Raw genomic sequence first — 18,932 nt, forward strand, 5'->3', positions numbered from 1 at the left:
CGTCGCCAGAAAGATCCTCGTCATCGCCAACGGCCTCGTCAAAGCCGACGTCGCATACTCGCACGCTTGACATTCAAGACAGTCGCCGGGTTCGCGCTTTCAGCGCGCCCCGGGGGTGACCGGGACTACTCCTCCACCCCCACGGCGTCCGGGGTCTGCCAGGCGAGGCGCTGGCCGCCGTCGACCGCGATGGTCTCGCCGGTCACGCTGCGGGCCCGGGCGAGGTAGAGAACCGCGTCGGCGATCTCCTCCGGCGACGGCCCGCGGCCGAGCGGCACGGCGCCGGCCTGGCGGGCGAAGCTCTCGGCGTCCTGGCGCGGGCTCGGCAGGGTCGGGCCGGGCGCCACCGCGTTGACCCGCACGGCCGGCGCCAGCGCCTGGGCGAGCGTGGTGGTCGCGGCGTGCAGCGCGCTCTTGCTCAGGCCGTAGGAGATGAAGCGCGGCGTCGGCTTGTAGACCCGCTGGTCGACGATGTTGACGACCGAGGCGTCGGCCCCGGCCGGCACCTGCGCCGCGAAGGCCTCGGCCAGGAACACCGGGGCGCGCAGGTTGACGGCCATGTGCAGGTCGAACAGCGCGCCGTCGAGCGCCCCGATCTCGTCGCGCTCGAAGGCGGAGGCATTGTTGACCAGCAGCGCCAGCGGGCCGACCGCCGCCGCCGCCGCCCCCACCAGCCGTTGCACCTGCGCGTGGTCGGCGAGATCGGCCGTGACGGTGCGGGCGACGCCGCCGGCGGCCGTGATCGCGGCGCACAGCGCGTCGGCCTCGGCGGCCGAGGCGCGGGCGTGCACGGCCACGGCCCAGCCGTCGCGCGCCAGCGCCGCGACGATCGCCCGGCCGATGCGCTGCGCCCCGCCGGTGACCAGGGCGGCGCGGACCGGCGGGGACGGCGCCTCGCGAGTTTGCGCGGGCTCGGATGCGGGCACGGAGCTGAGCACGGAACTGGGCACGGCCATGGGCTGATCGGGGTCTCGGGCGGCGCGGCGACACCGGCATGGTGGACACCGGCGCCGTGGACGCCGGAACTGTGGACGCCGGCACTGTGGTGGCTCGCCCGGAGCTTGGCAACGGCGGCGGCGCCCGGCCCCGCACGCCCCGGCAGCGGCGCCCCCCGGCTCTCCGCCCGATCCGTTAACGTCCCGATAGCAGGAGTAAACGCCCGGTTAAGCTTAACGGGGGGTGGAGGCCGCCCGGTAAGGAAAGGTTTACTCGAAGGCCGCGATAAATCGAAACACGAAATTATCCATTTTTCGCCTTCGGCCGGTCCTCGCGGACCCACGATGGCGGGCGACAAGCGGCCCGAGAACGGGGCGTCGCCCGCCCGGACCGAAAGCCGGGATGGACGACGTGGAGGCAACGATGAAGAACACGACGATCGCGGCCGGGCTGGTCGCCGCCGCCCTGCTGGCGTCCCCGACCGGCGCCGCCGACCTCCGCTACGGCGCCCCCTACCAGGCGCCGCCGCCCTATGCGGTGCCGCAGACCTGGACCGGCCCCTATGTGGGCGCCAACATCGGCTATCAGTTCGGCTCGGCGGCGCTGAGCATGAGCCCGAGCGGCTTCGTCGGCGGCCTGCAGGCGGGCTACAACTACCAGATCAACCAGTTCGTCATCGGCGCGGAGACCGACTTCCAGGTCTCGGGCGCCGACGACACCTTCGCGGCCTACAAGTTCTCCAACCCGTGGTTCGGCACGCTGCGCGGCCGCGTCGGCTGGGCCATGAACAACGTGCTGATCTATGGCACCGGCGGCTTCGCCTATGGCCGCGGCGAGGTGGAGTGGCTCGGCTGGTCGCAGACCAAGACCCACACCGGCTGGGCCGCCGGCGCCGGCATCGAGGTGGCGTTCTCGCCCAACTGGAGCGCCCGCGCCGAGTATCTCTATGTCGACCTCGCCAAGGAGAACTACACGATGATCGGTCTCAACACCGACATCGAATCGAGCATCGTCCGGTTCGGGTTGAACTACCGGTTCTGACGACCTCCGGTTCCGACCGCCGCGCGCCGCCCCTCCGCCCGGCTCCCGATCGACGATGAAGCGCTCCGACGCCCCGGCGTCGGAGCGTTTCTCGTTTCGGCCGCCGCATCCGCGCCGCCGCTGCGGGCGCGGAGCGGTCGAGCGGGCGGGAGACCGGCTGGCGAACGGGGCCGTCGCCCCGGGAGCGCGGCGGCACCGCGGACCTGCGCCGGGACGGGCCTCCTGTCCCGGGTCGCGGCGCACCGCGCCGCGACCCGGGCCCAGGGCGGCGGACGAGGCAGTCCAGAGGCCTCTTGCCGAGCCGCCCCCGAGGCCCCGGCTCTGCGGCGCATCGTACGGGTTCCGGTTGATCAGCTCGGGTTCAGACCCTCTCCCCTCGTGGGCTCGCTTGGGCACACGAGTGTGGTGTGGAACGAGGAGTCTGCGCCATCCCCGGTCCTGACCGGCTACATGGGTGACAGTTTAGACCGACGACATGGGTGACAGGTCTAGAGATCGGCGGGGAGGGCCTTGCCGATGGGCTGGAAGGAGACCTGCGCCGTGCCCGCCGCATGGCCAGAGGACGCCCGCACCACCGGCCGCATGCGCGCGACCCATTCGTTGTCTCGACAGCTGCGCTCGGGACGGGTTGTGCTCGGGACAGGCCGCGCTTCGGACAGGCTGCGGTTCGGGCGAGCCGCGGGCTCGCCGTCGGCCGGCTCGGTCCGGCCTCGATCGGTCGGCGCGGGGGATCCGGGACCGCGGCGGGTCGAGGAACGGGACCTGATCAGATCAAGGCCTGATCACGTCTCAGTCGGCCCTCGTGAACGCGCCACGTCGTCCGCTCGATGTCGTCCAGCCCGACGCGTCTAGCCCGAGTGGTCCAGGCTCGTCGTCCTCCAGGCTCGTCGTCCGGCCTCGTCGTCTCCCTCCGGGGGGTCGCTTCGGCGATTCCGCTCCGGGAGAGTCCGCTCCGGGAGACGTCGTGTCGACGTCGTCGTCTCGGCCTGCTTTCCATCTTCTCGCGGGGCGCTTCCACGCCCCGACTTTCACGTCACGGTTTCCGCATCACGGCTTCACGTCGCGACGCCCCGCGACCCGCGTCCCCGCCGCCTTCTCCGCCGGGGCGACCCGGCCGGGGCGGCGCGGCGCCCCTCACGAGATCACGAGATTGACCGCCTTCGGACCCTTGCCCTTCTTGTCGGGCTCGACATCGAAGCTGATCCGCTGACCCTCGTTGAGCGACTTCAATCCCGCCCGCTCGACCGCGGTGATGTGCACGAACACGTCGCGTCCACCGTCGTCCGGCTTGATGAAGCCGTAGCCACGCTCGCTGTTGAAGAACTTGACGGTACCTGCCATTGCCATCGAGGACACTCCTATCCCCATGCTGCTTCGCCGTCGGCCCTCGCGGCACGACGGCGTGGCCGGACATTCACGTTTCGGAAGACGTCGGCATCCCGCTCACCGGCGGTCCCGCCCGTCGGCAGTCCCGCACATCGGCATCGCGCCTCGGCCACCCTCTGCTCCCGACGGGAGACGGAACGTCAGAGCCCCGAAAAACTTTAACATAGAGGTGACGACCCAAAAAGAGAAACAAACCTGATCTGTGAGAACCGCGTCACGTCGCGGCGATCCGATCGAGTCGAGATCCCGCACCGCCACCACGTGACAGAACCGGAACCAGCCAGTTGAGCAGAACCGCGAGCTCGTCGGCGAGACGCCACGGCGGATTGATCAGAACGAGGCCGGTGGCGCGCAGCCCGTCGTCGCGTCCGCCGACGTCCAGCTCCACCCGCAGGAGCTTCGGAATGCCCGCCGACACGAGCGTTTCGACGAGGCCGGCCGGCCCGCGCCGCTCCTTCACCGGGTACCAGATCAGATAGACGCCGGTCGGCCACTTGCGCACCGCGTTCACGATGCCGTGTGCCAGACGTGAGAACTCGTCCGGCTGCTCGAACGGCGGATCGATCACCACGAGACCGCGGCGCTCCTTCGGCGGGATATAGGCCTTCAGTGCTAGCCAACCGTCGATCGCCACCGCCTTCGCACGCGCATCACGTCCGAGTGCATGTGCGAGCGCCGCCGCGGCGGCGGGCTCGAGCTCGCAGGCGACCAGACGATCCTGCGGTCTCATCAGCTCGAGGGCGAGCCGCGGCGATCCGGGATAACGAAGCGCACCGGGGTGCGACAGCGCCGTCACGACGTCGAGATAGGGCGCGAGCAGCGCGGCGACGGCGGGCGGCATCGCCGCATCGCGCAGCCGGCCGATACCGTCGCGCCACTCGCCGGTGCGGCTCGCCTCGGGACCGTCGAGATCGTAGAGCGCCGCCCCGGCATGGGTGTCGAGGACCCGGTACGGCGCCGGCTTGTCGCCGAGGTGATGGAGGATGCGGGCCAGCACCGCGTGCTTGAGCACATCGGCGAAGTTGCCGGCGTGGAAGGCGTGACGATAGTTCATGAACGAGAGCGCACTGGGCGGCGATGACCGGCTCGGGCCGCGACACACGAGGAGCGCCGCGCGGACCGGCGGCGCCTGCGTCCGTTCTCGCATATTCGTGCCGCCGCTGCCCAGCGCGCGGAGCCGCGGCGACGGACCCGGACGGTCACGCGCCGACTGCCGCGACCGGCACGCGTGGCGTGCGGCGAAGCATGGCCGGCGAAGCGTGGCCGCGAAGGGCGGACCGGCGAGGCGACGCGGCGATGCGGCGGCTGCGGGTCAGCGCGGGACCGCCTGGCGCAGACCGAAGGTGGCGCGCGGCGTCGGCGGCACGCGCTTCGCCCGGACCGGTGGCGCGGCGGCGCGGCGGGTCGCCGGCCCGCTCCTCGAGGCGCGGGCGGCCGGAGCCGCGTCGCCGGCCGGCGTCCGCCGGGCGATGCGATCGCACAGCCGCGCCCCGAACCGGATGGCGAGCAGCAGTGCCGCCGGCAGCCCGACGAGATGCAGCGCGATCACCACGGCCGCCGCGAGCCGCACCTCCGGCTGGACGGCCGCCGCCATCACGACGGCCGGCGCCCACACGGTGCTGGCCAGCACGCCGTTGACGAGATCGGCGACCATGTGGACGGACGCCGCGTCCGTGCAGCGCCACAGGACCAGATCCGACAGGCGCTGGAGCCGGCAGCCGCTGCCCGACCCGAGCACGGCGGCGCCGTGGCCCAGCACCCACCAGGTGATCAGCCACAGGAGCATGTAGGCGAGCCCGACGAGCCGGACCGCCAGCTGCGCGTCGCGCTCCAGCCGCCGCCGGAGCGTGACGTCTCCGGTGTCGGGCGTATCGGGGCCGGACGTATCGGGGCCGGACGTGACGGGGCCGGGCATATCGGGGCCGGCCGCTGCGAGGCCCGGCGCTGCCAGGCCCGGCACTGCGAGGCCGGGTGCCGAGAGGCCCGGCGCTCCGTGGCCGGCCGCCGCGAGGGCGCCGGCCGCGGGGCCGCCCGCTGCGACGGCTGCCCGGGCGGTGTCGCCCCGGGGGGTGTCGTCCCGGGGAGTGCCGCCCCTGACGAGGTCGATGGTGTGGTGCCGCATGTCTCCGTCTCCCGGAGGCATCCTGGTCCGCCATCGCTCACCTGCCGGTATGCGAAAGGTTGCAGAAGCCACACGTTCCGATCGGACGAACTGGGCCGATCGCGTTCACGCTCCGTTGACCATCACCTCGCCGGGGCAGGCCACCGAGGTGGGTCGCGCGGAGCTGCGGCGTCCTCGTTTCACCTCTCCCCGGCGGGGGACAGGTCGGATCTCTCCCCGGCGGGGAGAGGTCGGATCGCGCGCGAACCCGCGACATCCGGACGAGGGGTGCCACCCTCTCGACGACCCGACCGGCGGCGCGGCCCTCGCCGCGGCAGGCGATGGCCGTCGCCGGCGCCTCAGCCGCCGCGCACCGGCGGCATCGACAGCCGGTCGCGCCGGCAGGCGCGGCGGTCGACCTCGGGGCAGGCCCGGAAGCCGAGCTCGCGGGTGAGGCAGATGCGCACCTCGGTCAGCCGGTTACGGTTGCAGGCGACCGCGACGGCCTCGCGGTCGAGGCCCGGATTGGCCTTGACGAAGGCCTCCTCCACCTCGTCCGGGGTGACCAGCAGGGTTCTCTCCGGCTCCAGATAGGCGTCCGGGATCTTCACCACGGCGCGCGCCTTGCGCACCGCCTCGAAGTAGCCGCGCGCGCCGAGCCCCGAGCAGATGCCGTGCTTGTCCCACTGGTTGAAGACGAGCCGCGGGCTGGGCATCAGGTCGAGCATCCCCGACACGATCTCGCGATTGAGCCGCGGCGCCGGCACCTGGCAGTATTCCGGAAAGCCGCGCTCGTATTGCGGCCACAGCCCGTGCACGACGAACGAGAAGGGCCGCTCGCCGCACTGCGGGTCGGGCCGGCCCTCGCTCTCGCGGCCGACACGCCGCTCCGCCGCCGCCTCGCAGTACGACGGCGACCACGACAGGGCGAGGACGTAGAAGTCGAACTGGCCCGGCTCGTTCTGGCGGCGGTCCTGGCCGGCCGTCTGGCCGGCCACGGGCCCGGACTGGTCGGCCATCGGGCCGGCCGTCGGGCCGGACTGGGCGGCGGCCGGGCCGGCCGCGAAGAGCCCGCCGCCGACCATCCCGACGCCCGCCACCCCGACGCCCGCCGTTCCGACGCCCACCACCAGCGCCATCGCCGCCACTGACGTCACGGCCACTGACGTCACGACGGACGTGACGAACGACCTCACCGCGGCCGCCGCCGCGACCCGACTCTCGCGCGTGATCATGATCCGCCCCGTTTCCCGCACGCACACTCTTTCAGCACGACGGAAGCCACGACCACAATACCAGAGTTGCAGAACATTTCAAGAACGATCATCGTTGCGCAGGCGCCGGCCCCGTCACGGCGGGCTCCTGCCGAACCGCACCTGGACCGCCCCCTGGGGGGCCCGGCTCGGCGGCGCACCGGGCCGGCGGCCCGACGCGCCTCGTCCGGGGCACGCGGCGTCCGGGGCGTCCCAAGCGTCCCTTCGCCGCCTCACCCCATGGCGAACTTGGCGGCGAAGATCAGGGCCAGCACGATCACGGCCGGCGAGGCGTCGCGGAAGCGGCCCGAGACGATCTTGGCGGCCGTGTAGGTGATGAAGCCCAGCCCGATGCCGGTGGCGATCGAGTAGGTGAGCGGCATGGTGACGGCCGCCACCACGGCGGGCGCGTATTCGGTGACGTCGTCCCAGGAGATCTCGGCCAGGCCGCGGGTCATCAGACAGGCGACGTAGAGCAGCGCCGCCGCCGAGGCGTAGGCCGGGATCATGCCGGCGAGCGGGGCGAAGAACAGCGCCAGCAGGAACAGGAGCGCCACCACCACGGCCATCAGCCCGGTGCGGCCGCCGGCCGAGACGCCGGCGGCGCTCTCGATGTAGCTCGTCGTCGTCGAGGTGCCGATCAGGGCGCCGAACATGGCGGCGAAGCTGTCCGAGATCAGCGCCTGCTTCATCCGCGGCAGATGGCCGTTCTCGTCGAGCAGGCCGGCCCGGTGGGTGACGCCGATCAGGGTGCCGGCGTTGTCGAACACGTCGATGAACAGGAAGCTGAACACCACGATCAGGAAGGTCTGCTCGTGGATGGCCGAGAAGTCGAGCTGCAGGAAGGTCGGGGCGAGCGACGGCGGCAGGTCGACGATGCCGCCCCAGGTGGCGTGGCCGAACGGCAGGCCGATCAGGGTGACGATCAGGATGCCGATCAGCGTGCCGCCGAGGATGTTGCGCGAGTTGAGGGCGGCGATCAGCACGAAGCCGACGAGGCACAGGATGGCCGGCAGGTGGCGCAGGTCGCCGAGCGTCACCAGCGTCACCGGATGGGCGACGACGATCTTCGACTGCTCCAGCGCGATGATGCCGAGGAACAGCCCGACGCCGGCCGAGATGGCGAGCTTGAGGGTCTTCGGAATGGCGTTGATGACGTATTCGCGCAGCCGGAAGATCGACAGGAGGAAGAACAGCACGCCCGAGCAGAACACCGCGGCGAGCGCCTGCTGCCACGAGTACTTGTACGTCAGCACCACGGTGAAGGCGAAGAAGGCGTTGAGGCCCATGCCGGGGGCGAGCGCCACCGGATAGTTGGCGTAGAGCGCCATCACCAGGGTCGACACCGCCGCGGCGATGCAGGTGGCGACGAACACGGCGCCCTTGTCCATCCCGGCATTGGCCAGGATCGTCGGGTTGACGAAGACGATGTAGACCATCGTCAGGAAGGTGGTGACGCCGGCGATCACCTCGGTGCGAACCGTGGTGCCGCTCGCGGTGAGGCCGAAATAGCGGTCGAGGACCCCCTTCGGCTCGCCCGGCACGGGCTTGTGGGCTGCTGCGGCGTCGGTCGCAGTCGTGGTCATGGCGCGTCCCCCATCGGGCCGGCGCGGCGACGGGCGACGCCCTGCCCCCGCTTCGGTTCTAGCCGTCGGTCGTACGGTTCGCAATTCGGAGCAAGCGGCGTGCCGCGACGCGGCTGTGGACCGCACGGGCCGGCTGCGACCGTCTCGCCCTTGTGCCGCCGGGGAACAAGAGAGTACCGTCCGGCGTTGTTCGCACGCCCGGCCGGGACCCGGCGCCGTGACCCGGCGCCCTCGGTTCCCGCGCGTCGCGGCGCGACGGCTGCGCCCCGGCGCCCGCGCTTCGGTGCCCGCACCTCGGGTGCCGGCACTTCGGTGTCCGCACTCCGGTGCCCGCACTTCGGTGCCGGCATCCCGGTGGTCGCCTCCGGCGACCGCAGCGCTGCACACGACCACGGCCCGCGACCACGCCCCCGGCCGCGCGCCTCGCCGAGATCTCCGCCGAGGTAGGACGTGATGGACTTCGATCCGCTGCTGCTCGCCCGCGTGCAATTCGCCTTCACCATCACGTTCCACATCATTTTTCCCAGCTTCACGATCGGCCTGTCGGCCTACATCGCGACGCTGCTGGTGATCCGGCTGCGCACCGGCGACGAGCGCTACGCCCGCCTCGCCCAGTTCTGGACCAAGATCTTCGCCGTGTCGTTCGCGCTCGGCGTCGTCTCCGGCATCGTCCTGTCCTACCAGTTCGGCACCAACTGGAGCCGCTTCTCGGTCGTCGTCGGCAACGTGATCGGGCCGATGCTCGGCTACGAGGTCCTGACCGCCTTCTTCCTGGAGGCCTCGTTCCTCGGCATCATGCTGTTCGGCGGCGGCGGCCGGGTGCCGCCCGTCCTGCACGCGCTCGCGGCCGTGATCGTCGCGATCGGCACCGCCACCTCGGCGTTCTGGATCCTGTCGGCCAACTCGTGGATGCAGACGCCGGCCGGCCACGTGATGATCGACGGCGTCGCCCATCCGCAGGACTGGTGGGCCATCATCTTCAACCCGAGCTTCCCCTACCGGCTCGCCCACATGGTGACGGCCGCCTATCTCACCACCGCCTTCGTGGTGCTCGCCGTCGGCGCCCGCTGGGTGCTGCGCGAGCGCCACTACGACGAGGCGCGCATCATGGTGAAGATGGCGGTCGGCATGATCGTCGTGCTGGCGCCCCTGCAGGTATTCATCGGCGACCAGCACGGGCTGAACACGCTGAAGCACCAGCCGGCCAAGATCGCCGCCATGGAGGGCCACTGGGACGGCTCGAAGCCGGGCGACTTCGAGATCTTCGCCTGGCCGGACGAGAAGGCGGAGACCAACCGCTTCTCGATCGCCATCCCCAAGGCGTCGTCGCTGATCCTCACCCACGATCCGAACGGCCTGTTCCCCGGGCTCAAGGACTTCGCCCCGCAGGACCGGCCGCCGGTGAAGAACGTGTTCTTCGCCTTCCGCATCATGCTGGCGATCGGCTTCTCGATGGTCGGCATCGCGATCGCCGGGGCGATCCTGTGGTGGCGCGGCAGCCTTTTCACCACCGGCTGGTTCCTCAAGCTCGTGTCCTACACGTGGTGGTTCGGCTTCGTCGCCATCGTGGCCGGCTGGATCGTCACCGAGAGCGGCCGCCAGCCGTGGATCGCCTACGGCATCCTGCGCACCGCCGACGCCGCCTCGCCGGTGCCGGGCGGCAGCGTCGCGGCGACGCTGGCGCTGTTCGTCCTGGTCTACGGCCTCGTCTTCTCGATGGGCATCTACATCATAAACCGCATGCTGGCGCACGGGCTCGCCCACGGCGCCGGCGAGCCGCCGGTCGGCGGCACGCCGCTGCGCCCGCACTCGGCCGCCCGCGACGTCAGCCGGAGGGCGATGTGAGGCGAGCGGTACTGGCCCGGGCACCGGGCGCCCCTGCCCTTCTCCCCGCGTGCGGGGAGAGGTGGGAGCCGGAACGTGACCGGAACGACGTGACAAGGACGGAGTGCTGACGATGGACCTCGACCTGCCGATGATCTGGGCCGTCGTGCTGGCGATCGCGGTCGCCCTCTACGTGGTGATGGACGGCTTCGACCTCGGCATCGGCATCCTGTTCCCGTTCGCCGAGACCGAGCGCCAGCGCGATCAGATGATGTCGTCGATCGCGCCGTTCTGGGACGGCAACGAGACCTGGCTGGTGCTCGGCGGCGGCGGCCTGCTGGTCGCCTTCCCGCGCGCCTATTCGATCATCATGCCGGCCCTCTACCTGCCGGTGATCTTCATGCTGCTGGCGCTGGTGCTGCGCGGCGTCTCGTTCGAGTTCCGCAACCCGCACGGCAACACCACGGCACTGTGGAGCGTCGGCTTCTTCGTCGGCTCGGCGCTCGCCGCGTTCTTCCAGGGCATCATCCTGGGCGGCTTCATCCAGGGGCTGACGGTCGTCAACGGCGAGTTCGCCGGCGGCCCGTTCGAATGGGCGACGCCGTTCGCGGCGCTGTGTGGCCTCGGCGTGATGGCCGGCTACGCGCTGCTCGGCGCCACCTGGCTGATCATGAAGACCGAGGGGCCGGTCGCCGAGCGGGCGCGCGAGCAGGCCCGCGGCCTCCTCCTCCTGGTGATGGCGTTCATGGCGGCCGTGTCGCTGTGGACGCCGCTCGCCTTCGAGCGCATCGCCACGCGCTGGTTCTCGGCGCCGAACATCTACGTGCTGTGGATCGTGCCGGTGGTGACGGCGGGCGTCGCGCTGACCGTGTGGCGCACCACCGACCGCCACGACTTCGTGCCGTTCGTCGGCACCATCGCGCTCTTCCTGCTCGGCTTCCTCGGGCTCGCCATCTCGACCTTCCCGTACGCCGTGCCGCCGGTGCTGACCATCTGGGACGCCGCCGCGGCGCCGTCGAGCCAGGCCTTCATGCTCGTCGGCACCGTGATCCTCCTGCCCATCATCCTCGGCTACGTCGCCTTCGTGTACTGGCTGTTCCGCGGCAAGGTCCGCGAGGGCGACAGCTATCATTGAGTCTCTCACCGTCATGGCCGCGCTCGTCCCGATAGGCGCTGACCCGAGCTCGACGGGACGGCCTCTCGGTCGTCGTCGTCCGCGCAGGCGAGGGCTTTGCATAATTCGTCATTCCGGGACGACGCGGAGCGTCGGACCCGGAATCCAGCCCAGAATGCCGAGTTTGGAGCTGGATTCCGGGTTCGCGCCTTCGGCGCGCCCCGGAATGACGGAGTCTGCAAAGCCCTCGCGCAGGCGGACGACCCAGTATCCACAGAGCTCCATTGTTTCAGTCGAGACGCGGCGGCGCATTGGGGGCTCCGCCTTCGCGGAGCACGACGGGGGAGAAGCTTCGGCCTCGAGTCAGCGCCTATGGGTCTCGTCCCGGCCCTGAGGAGGCAGAGAGACGCTCGCTCACCGCCCCGCCTGCAGCTCACAGAACGCCTGCACGGCGGTCAGCACCGCTCCGGCGATCGCGTCCTGGCGCTCGCGGCCGGCGAGGGCGATCTCCTCGGCGCGGTTGACGATGACGCCGGCCTCGAAGAGCACGGCGGGCGCATCGGCCCCCTTCAGCACGACGAGGCCGTCGTAGCCGAAGACGCCGCGCGCGTCGTCGAGCACCGGGCGGCCCTCGCCCGGGATCGGCGCGGCGTGGTGGCGCGTGAACGGCAGGCCCTTGGCCAGCAGCGCCGCGCCGAGCGCCTGGGCGAAGGCGAGGCTCGCGTCGTAGCGCCGGTTCTCCCGCGACACGAACAGCGACCATCCGGCGAAGCGGTCGCTGTAGTCGCGGGTCCGGCCGTCGACCACCCACTGCGCATGGAACTGCGGCTGGACGTCGTCGTGATGGATCGACAGGACCAGATCGGGCGGCCGGCGGTTCGCCGCCCTCACCCGGGCGTCGAGCTGCCTTCGCCCGGTGCCGCGGGGGATCACCAGCAGCGCGGTGCGCACGAAGCCGCCGTCGCGCAGCCGCTCCTCGATGCGTTTCGCGAGCCGCAGGTTGAAGACGTGCTCGGTCACGCCGCGCGCGCTCGTCGCGCCGGGCTGGTCGACCGTGTGCCCGACGTCGAGCAGGACGCGGAAGTTTTCGGGGCGGCAGTCCGCGGCCGAGACGGCCGAAGGGCAAACGGATAACCAGATCCCACAGACTAAGAAGGTCACAGGAACTATCGCTCGCTTGTGCCCTGACCGCACCTTCTTTCACCCTAGAACGGTTTCCACTGACGTCGATCCACTCTCCGCTCATCCCCGCGCAAGCGGGGATCCAGGAGCCGCGTGCCGTGTCGCCCCTGGGTCCCCGCCTTCGCGGGGACGAGCGGAAGTCGGGGCCGATTCATCACAGCCGAAAGCTGCTTTAAGATTCATGCGCAAGCAGAACGAATGGTCAGCATCCCCGGAGGGCCTTAATCCCTTCAATCAGGAGACTTCCGTTCCTGTTGATCACCGTGACGATCGCGGAGCCTCGACACATCGTTCGCCGATTCTTGCTGTAACGGTACTCAACCAGAACTTGATCGCTCCCGATGGGACTCAAGCTCTCAATTCGTAGCGGCTCCGCAAGCGATGAATAAAATCGAGTGATCGCCTCTGCGTTAAAGGGACCCGACAGTCTCTTTTCTCCGACCACCAACCTCGACGCGGTCGCTCCGTCCGCATTTCCGAGAGCTTGATAGAAGGATCGAACGACATCGAGAGCGCCTAGGCCTGACAATGATTGCCGAGAGGTGTCGCGCCGCAGCTCGTCCAGCCGCGCCCGGGCCATGCTGGCGTAGGGCGTACCGCCGAACTGGCGGACGAAGTCCTCCAGCACGGCGATGCTCGTCGTGTCCTTGGTGACGGCCCAGGCGCGTTCGGCGTCGGCCGCGCCCGACGGCACGGCAGCGGACGGGGTCGAGGCCGACGGGGTCGGCCCCGGCCCGGGCGTCGCCGCCGCGGCGGGAACCAGCACGACGTCGCCGATCAGCGAGGAGTGGTCCCACGGCACCTGGCGGGACTGGGTCGCCGCCACCACGTCGGAGCGGATGCGCCGCATCAGCACCGCCACGTCGAGCCCCGGCGTCGGCAGGTGCTTCAGCAGCGCCGCCGTGAACGGGCTGTTGCGGCCCTCGCCGTCGTACGCGACGTTGTCGGGCTGGGTCGCGTAGGCGATCATGGTGCCGACCGCGCTCTGGATCGAGGCGAGCCCGGTGCCGACGCTGCCCGAGCGGGTGCCGAGCGAGCGGGCCAGGGTGCGGGCCAGCGGGTTGTCCCGGCAGGCGTCGAGGAACACGAGGTTCACCCGCGTGCCGGCCTCCATCTGGCCGAGCACCTGGCCGACCTCGACGGTCTCGAAGGAGAGGTCGCCGGGCCGCTCCAGCTTCGCGTCCACCGGCACGAGATAGTTCCTGCCGGCGACCTGCAGGCCGTGGCCGGCATAGAAGAACAGCGCCGTCGTGGCGCGGTCCAACGCCCGGCCGAAGGCGCGGATCTTGTCCTCCAGGCCGTGCTTGTCGAGGTCGCGGCCCTCGATCACCGTGAAGCCGATGCGGCGCAGCGCGCGGGCGAGGTCGGCGGCGTCGTTCGGCGGGTTGGGGAGCGGCGTCGCGTTTCGGTAGGCGCCGTTGCCGATCACCAGCGCGACCCGCTCCTGCGCATAAGCCGGCGCCGCGCCCGCGACCCATGCCAGCCCGACCAGAACGGCGATCCACCGGCAGATCCGGTCACCCATGGACCTCTCCCGCCGCACGGCGTGCAGCCCCGCGCCGACGCGATCGGCACCGTGCGGCACGACCATCGAAGGCGGAGAACGGCCGGCCGTCAAGCGGACGATCGCGCCGCGCACGGCGTCGCGAGCGGCGGACCTATTGCGGCCGCAGCATGCCCCAGCCGATGCGCATCAGCGGCAGGCGGCCCTGGATGGCGCGCGAGAAGGTCTGCGGCACCTCGGCGACGAGGTCGGGGAAGCGCGCCTTGATGTCCGGCGGCACCGTGGTCGAGGTGTCGGCGGTGGGCCACAGCACGATGGCGCCCTTCCGGCGCAGGTCCTCGCCCGTCACCCACGGGGTGCGGTCGGGCGCCGCGTCGAAATAGAAGCTCGGCCGCGACGGCGCCGCGATGGCGACCAGGCTGGCGAGCCGCGGCTCGCCGGCGACGATCGCCAGCGGCCGGCCGGTGCGGCGCTCGAAGGTGTCGCCGAAGAATTTTCCAATGGCGTTGGCCGGCTGGCCGATCGGCACGTCGGTGCCCGAGACGAAGGGCAGCACCGCGACGGCCGCGGCGGCGATCGCCGGCGGCGCGACCAGCAGGACGCTCCAGGCGACGGCCGTGAGACCCTGCCGCTGCAGCACGATGGTGTTGCCGGCCAGCACCACGATGGCGAGGCCGGACAGCACCACATAGGGCCCGAGCCCGCCGATGGGGCCGCGGTCGCCCAGGACGGCGCCGGCCAGGACGGCCGCCAGCGGCAGCGCGGCGGCGAAGAACAGCACGAAGCGCCGCTCCAGCCCGGTGACGGGCTTTCGCGCGAAGGTCGGCGCCTTCTCCTTCGGCGGCCTGAGGCCGACCGCGATCAGGCACAGGAGACCGACGCCGAGATGGGCGAGCAGCAGCGCGCCGAGCAGCCGGCCGAGCTTCTCCAGCGGGTCGGCCACCGACCCGGCGCCGCCCGTCCACACGCCCCAGGCGCCCGAGATGTCGACCCACAGGAGATGCGGAAACACGATCACGCCGATCAGGAACAGCGCGATCCACGGCTCCGGCCCGAGCAGCATCTCGCGGCCGCGCCGGCTCGCCGCCGTGAACGCCGCGATGGCGGCGAGCAGGATCAGGCCCGCATACATGGTGAGCAGCAGCAGCGCGAGGCCGATCGCCATCACGTACCAGGCGCTGCGCCGCCCCTCGCCGATCACCCGCCAGTAGTGGCGCAGCACGAAGACGGTGAGCGGCATGGCGAGGATCGGCGGGCCGAAGTCGGGCGTCGGCACGGTCAGCACCGCGATGCCGACCATCAGCAGCACCGCCATGGCGGCGTGCCGGGCGCCGACGATGGCGCGGCCGAGCGTGAAGACGCCCCAGTAGGTCGCCACCACGCAGGCCTGGGAGAGCAGGTACACACCGGGCGTGCCGCCGATCGCGAAGGCGATCTCGGCGAGCCAGCTCGCCAGCGGCGGGCCCCAGTAGGAGCCGAGCTGGAACTCGTGGCCGACCGCGATGATCAGCGGCAGATTGCCGGGCGGCGCCGAGTAGAACAGAGTCGGCACCAGCCACCACAGCGTCGCCTGGACGAGCGCGGCCGCCCACACCACGAGGCGCGGATGCGCCCGCACGAGTTCGACGAACAGGGAGACGTGGAGCATCGGCGGCGGCTTGGTCGCGGTTCGGGACTGACGGTCGGGAGCGAGAGGCGGCGGTCTGCCGGCACCGCCCCGCACGGCGCCGCGACGGCCGCCCAGGGGCCGCGGCCGTTCCGACCGTGGTAGCAAACCCGGCTGCGACTAGGAAGCGATCCGGCGACGCCCCGGCGCGACCGCCGCGGCCTGTACGGCGTCGACCACCTGGACGGCCTCGACGGTCCCGGCGACCGCGACGGCCTCGGCGGCCGTGAGGGCGTCGGCGGCCGTGAGGGCCGCCGGCACGCCGCCGCAGACCGCCCGCACCGGGGCGAAGGAGCGGCGGTGGTGCGGGGTGGCGCCGAGCGTCGCCAGGGCGCGCTGGTGCTCCGGCACGCCGTAGCCCATGTGGCGCTCGAAGCCGTAGCCGGGATGGGCGGCGCCGACCCGCTCCATCAGCCGGTCGCGCGTCACCTTGGCGACGATCGAGGCGGCCGCGATCGACAGCACCAGGGCGTCGCCCGACACCACGGCCTCGCAGTCGCAGGCGACGTCGATGCGGTCGCAGCCGTCGACGAAGACCAGCCGGGGCGCCACCGGCAGCGCCCGAACCGCGCGCGAGAGCGCCCACAGCGAGGCCTTGCGGATGTTGTCGCGGTCGATGCGGGCCGGCGACGCCATCGCGACGCCGACCTCGGCGACGGCGCAGATGCGCTCGAACAGCACGGCGCGGCGCTCCGCCGTCAGCTTCTTGGAGTCGTCGAGCCCGCGCGGGATGCGCTTCGGGTCGAGGATCACGGCGGCGGCCACCACCGGGCCGGCGAGCGGGCCGCGCCCGGCCTCGTCGCAGCCGGCGACCGGCCACAGGCCACGCCGGTGGGCGCGGCGCTCACGCTCGAAGGTCGGCCGCACCGGCTCCTCGACGAGCGGCAGGCGCGGCGTGGCGGCAGGAGCGGCGGAACGGGGCTCGGCGCGGCGACTCATGGCGCGAGGCTGCCGGACGGCGCCGGCCGGCGCAAGTGCACCTCCGGCACTGTCCCCACTCGGCGGGAACTCCGGCGCGACCTGCCTCGCGGAACGACTTACCCCCGTGAGCGTTGCCGAACGACCGCCCGACGACCTCGCCCGGATTGTCCATGAAGACCGACACCACGACCGGCACGGCCGAGCGCGCCGCCCGGCTGTTCGCCGGCGTCTCGCGCCTCGTGTTCACGGCCATCGCCGTGATCCTGTTGGTGCTCGCCGTGGTGCTCGCCCTCGACGCGGTGGTCGGCTGCGTCGTCGCGGTCCGGAACGGCGACGATCTCGGCGCCGCGACGCTGGCCGGCATCGGCTACGTCGTGGTCGCGGTCGCCACCTTCGAGATCGCCAAGTACCTGTTCGAGGAGGAGGTGCTGCGCGGCAGCGAGAAGCGGGTCGCCGCCGAGGCGCGGCGCAGCCTGACCCGCTTCATCTCCACCATCGCCATCGCGATCTTCCTGGAGGCGCTGGTGATCGTCTTCCAGGTCGGCAAGGACCACGTGCCGCACCTGATCTATCCGACCCTGCTGCTCGTCGCCGGCATCGTGGTGGTGATCGGCCTCGGCGTCTATCAGCGCCTCAGCGCCGACGTCGAGGACGCCGTGGAGGCGCGCGACGCGGCCGAGGAGGAGGAGACCGAGACGGGCCCCTGACGCGCCCGGCTCCGCGTCCGCTCAACCGGCGAAGACGACCCGCCCGTCCGCCGAGACGGCCAGCCCCGGCGCGGTGACGACCTCCCACAGATGGCCGTCGGGATCGGCGAAATAGCCCGACCAGCCGCCGTAATGGGTCTCGACGGCGGGCTTCACCCGGGTGCCGCCGCAGGCGAGCGCATGCGACAGGGCGGCGTCGACCTCCTCGCGGGTGTTGCAGTTCCAGGCCAGCGTCGTGCCGCGAAAGCCGGCCGGCCGCGGCGTCACCGAGACGCCGGCGTCATCCGCCAGCGCCTCCCACGGATAGAGCGCCAGGACGCTGCCGCCGGTGGCGAAGAACGCCACCGCCTCGCCGGTCTCCGGCATGTGGCGCGCGAAGCCGAGCGCCGTGTAGAAGGCGATGCTGGCGCGCATGTCGGACACGCCGAGCGTGATCACGGTGAGGCGGGCGGACGGCATGAAGCGCTCCGGTGACGGACGGATCGTGATCAGAACAGCTCGAGCTGCGCCGACGGCTTCGGCGGCGGCACGAAATGCTCGACGGTGAGCGCGGTGCGGCGGAGATTGAGGCCGAGCCGGTCGCAGGCCTTCTCGAAGCGGCGGCCGAGCATCCAGGCATAGGGGCCGGAGCCGCTCATCCGCTCGCCGAACCGCGCGTCGTAGTCCTTGCCGCCGCGCATCTGGCGGATCAGCGTGAAGACGTGGCGCTCGCGGTCGGGGAAATGCGTGACCAGCCATTCGCGGAACAGGTCGCGCACCTCGAGCGGCAGCCGCAGCAGCACGTAGCCGGCGCTCTCGACGCCCGCCGCCGCGGCGGCGTCGAGGATGCGCTCGATCTCGGCGTCGTTGATGGCCGGCACCACCGGCGCCACCATCACGGTCGTCGGCACGCCCGCCTCGGCGAGGCCGCGCAGCGCCGCGAGCCGGCGCGACGGCGTCGGCGCCCGCGGCTCCATCAGCCGCGACAGCTTTGCATCCAGCGTCGTGACCGACAGGCCGACGCGCACCAGCTTTCGGTCGGCCATCCGGGACAGGATGTCGAGGTCTCGCAGGATCAGGTCCGACTTGGTGACGATGCCGACCGGGTGGCCGGCCTTCTCCAGCACCTCCAGGATGCGCCGCATCAGGCCGGTCTTGCGCTCGATGGGCTGATAGGGATCCGTGTTGGTGCCGATCGCGATCGTCTTCGGCACGTAGCCCTTGGCGGCGAGCTCGCGTGCCAGCAGCTCCGGCGCGTCCGGCTTCACGAACAGCTTCGATTCGAAGTCGAGGCCGGGCGACAGGCCCAGATAGGCGTGGGTCGGCCGGGCGAAGCAGTAGACGCAGCCGTGCTCGCAGCCGCGATACGGGTTGATCGACCGGTCGAACGGAATGTCGGGCGACTCGTTGCGGGTGATCACCTTGCGGGCCGTGTCGGTGGTCACCGTGGTGGTGAACGGCGGCAGGTCCTCGAGGCTCTGCCAGCCGTCGTCGAAGGCGACGCGGGCGAGCGGCTCGAACCGGCCGGTCGCGTTGGAGACGGCGCCGCGGCCGCGCCGGCGGTCCGGCGCGACGGCATGATGGGCGTAGGGGGCGGCCTCGCCGACCGCCCGCGGCTCGAGGCGGGCGTCGATGCGGGCCGGATCCGGCAGGCGTCGGAAGGCGGGGGCTGCGCTCATGCCCAGGACTATAGGCGCAGAACGTGAACATAACAAGAACAATTAACCGTGAC

General features: G+C 71.6%; 17 protein-coding genes. 4 read left to right on the forward strand and 13 right to left on the reverse strand.

All coding sequences use genetic code 11. From position 1 onward, the window contains the following. Positions 1 to 125 precede the first annotated feature (125 nt). Positions 126 to 956: an SDR family oxidoreductase gene (locus tag J2S22_RS28995; RefSeq protein ID WP_307155905.1), complete on the reverse strand. Its 831-nt coding sequence runs from the start codon at positions 954 to 956 to the stop codon at positions 126 to 128. A gap of 403 nt (positions 957 to 1,359) precedes the next feature. Between J2S22_RS28995 and J2S22_RS29000 the strand changes: the two genes are divergently transcribed. After that, positions 1,360 to 1,977 carry an outer membrane protein gene (locus J2S22_RS29000; protein ID WP_272840477.1) on the forward strand — a complete coding sequence of 206 codons (618 nt, stop codon included), beginning with the start codon at positions 1,360 to 1,362 and terminating at the stop codon, positions 1,975 to 1,977. Positions 1,978 to 3,111: 1,134 nt separating this feature from the next. Here the strand turns inward: J2S22_RS29000 and J2S22_RS29005 are convergent. The 5 genes from J2S22_RS29005 to J2S22_RS29025 all read right to left on the reverse strand — a co-directional run bounded on the left by J2S22_RS29005 (position 3,112) and on the right by J2S22_RS29025 (position 8,303). Beyond that, on the reverse strand, positions 3,112 to 3,324 hold the full coding sequence (locus J2S22_RS29005; RefSeq protein ID WP_111359998.1) for a cold-shock protein: 213 nt from the start codon (positions 3,322 to 3,324) through the stop codon (positions 3,112 to 3,114). A gap of 253 nt (positions 3,325 to 3,577) precedes the next feature. Further along, positions 3,578 to 4,417 carry a 23S rRNA (adenine(2030)-N(6))-methyltransferase RlmJ gene (locus tag J2S22_RS29010; protein ID WP_272780301.1) on the reverse strand — a complete coding sequence of 280 codons (840 nt, stop codon included), beginning with the start codon at positions 4,415 to 4,417 and terminating at the stop codon, positions 3,578 to 3,580. Between the two features lie 258 nt (positions 4,418 to 4,675). Continuing rightward, entirely contained in the window at positions 4,676 to 5,485 is an 810-nt protein-coding gene (locus tag J2S22_RS29015) for a hypothetical protein (protein ID WP_272780302.1), read from the reverse strand. A 338-nt stretch (positions 5,486 to 5,823) separates the two neighbouring features. Further along, positions 5,824 to 6,483 carry a ribonuclease T2 family protein gene (locus J2S22_RS29020; protein ID WP_272780320.1) on the reverse strand — a complete coding sequence of 220 codons (660 nt, stop codon included), beginning with the start codon at positions 6,481 to 6,483 and terminating at the stop codon, positions 5,824 to 5,826. Between the two features lie 467 nt (positions 6,484 to 6,950). Then, positions 6,951 to 8,303 (reverse strand): NCS2 family permease, encoded by a 1,353-nt coding sequence (locus tag J2S22_RS29025; RefSeq protein WP_272780303.1) that lies wholly within the window; start codon positions 8,301 to 8,303, stop codon positions 6,951 to 6,953. Between the two features lie 453 nt (positions 8,304 to 8,756). On the opposite strand from J2S22_RS29025, the gene J2S22_RS29030 reads away from it, so the two are divergent. Both J2S22_RS29030 and cydB read left to right on the forward strand, forming a co-directional pair. After that, positions 8,757 to 10,148 (forward strand): cytochrome ubiquinol oxidase subunit I, encoded by a 1,392-nt coding sequence (locus J2S22_RS29030; RefSeq protein WP_272780321.1) that lies wholly within the window; start codon positions 8,757 to 8,759, stop codon positions 10,146 to 10,148. A 112-nt stretch (positions 10,149 to 10,260) separates the two neighbouring features. Continuing rightward, positions 10,261 to 11,262: a cytochrome d ubiquinol oxidase subunit II gene (gene cydB / locus J2S22_RS29035; RefSeq protein WP_272780322.1), complete on the forward strand. Its 1,002-nt coding sequence runs from the start codon at positions 10,261 to 10,263 to the stop codon at positions 11,260 to 11,262. Positions 11,263 to 11,370: 108 nt separating this feature from the next. Here cydB and J2S22_RS29040 read toward each other — a convergent pair whose 3' ends face one another. The 5 genes from J2S22_RS29040 to rnhB all read right to left on the reverse strand — a co-directional run bounded on the left by J2S22_RS29040 (position 11,371) and on the right by rnhB (position 16,532). Further along, positions 11,371 to 11,553, reverse strand: coding sequence for a hypothetical protein (locus J2S22_RS29040; protein ID WP_272780304.1), 183 nt, complete (start codon positions 11,551 to 11,553; stop codon positions 11,371 to 11,373). A 102-nt stretch (positions 11,554 to 11,655) separates the two neighbouring features. Continuing rightward, on the reverse strand, positions 11,656 to 12,435 hold the full coding sequence (locus tag J2S22_RS29045) for an N-acetylmuramoyl-L-alanine amidase family protein (protein WP_307155906.1): 780 nt from the start codon (positions 12,433 to 12,435) through the stop codon (positions 11,656 to 11,658). 190 nt (positions 12,436 to 12,625) lie between these two features. Continuing rightward, on the reverse strand, positions 12,626 to 14,041 hold the full coding sequence (locus J2S22_RS29050) for a caspase family protein (RefSeq protein ID WP_272840478.1): 1,416 nt from the start codon (positions 14,039 to 14,041) through the stop codon (positions 12,626 to 12,628). A 40-nt stretch (positions 14,042 to 14,081) separates the two neighbouring features. Beyond that, entirely contained in the window at positions 14,082 to 15,575 is a 1,494-nt protein-coding gene (locus tag J2S22_RS29055; RefSeq protein WP_272780307.1) for a glycosyltransferase family 39 protein, read from the reverse strand. A gap of 138 nt (positions 15,576 to 15,713) precedes the next feature. Next, positions 15,714 to 16,532 carry a ribonuclease HII gene (rnhB, locus tag J2S22_RS29060; RefSeq protein WP_272780308.1) on the reverse strand — a complete coding sequence of 273 codons (819 nt, stop codon included), beginning with the start codon at positions 16,530 to 16,532 and terminating at the stop codon, positions 15,714 to 15,716. A gap of 152 nt (positions 16,533 to 16,684) precedes the next feature. On the opposite strand from rnhB, the gene J2S22_RS29065 reads away from it, so the two are divergent. After that, positions 16,685 to 17,221: a GNAT family acetyltransferase gene (locus J2S22_RS29065; RefSeq protein ID WP_272780309.1), complete on the forward strand. Its 537-nt coding sequence runs from the start codon at positions 16,685 to 16,687 to the stop codon at positions 17,219 to 17,221. 21 nt (positions 17,222 to 17,242) lie between these two features. Here the strand turns inward: J2S22_RS29065 and J2S22_RS29070 are convergent, their stop codons facing one another. Then, on the reverse strand, positions 17,243 to 17,680 hold the full coding sequence (locus tag J2S22_RS29070; RefSeq protein WP_272780310.1) for a VOC family protein: 438 nt from the start codon (positions 17,678 to 17,680) through the stop codon (positions 17,243 to 17,245). A 29-nt stretch (positions 17,681 to 17,709) separates the two neighbouring features. Beyond that, positions 17,710 to 18,879, reverse strand: a complete 1,170-nt coding sequence (locus tag J2S22_RS29075) for a PA0069 family radical SAM protein (RefSeq protein ID WP_272780311.1) — start codon at positions 18,877 to 18,879, stop codon at positions 17,710 to 17,712. Positions 18,880 to 18,932: the final 53 nt, after the last annotated feature.

The sequence above is a fragment of the Rhodoplanes tepidamans genome, from assembly GCF_030813915.1.
Classification (GTDB): domain Bacteria; phylum Pseudomonadota; class Alphaproteobacteria; order Rhizobiales; family Xanthobacteraceae; genus Rhodoplanes; species Rhodoplanes tepidamans.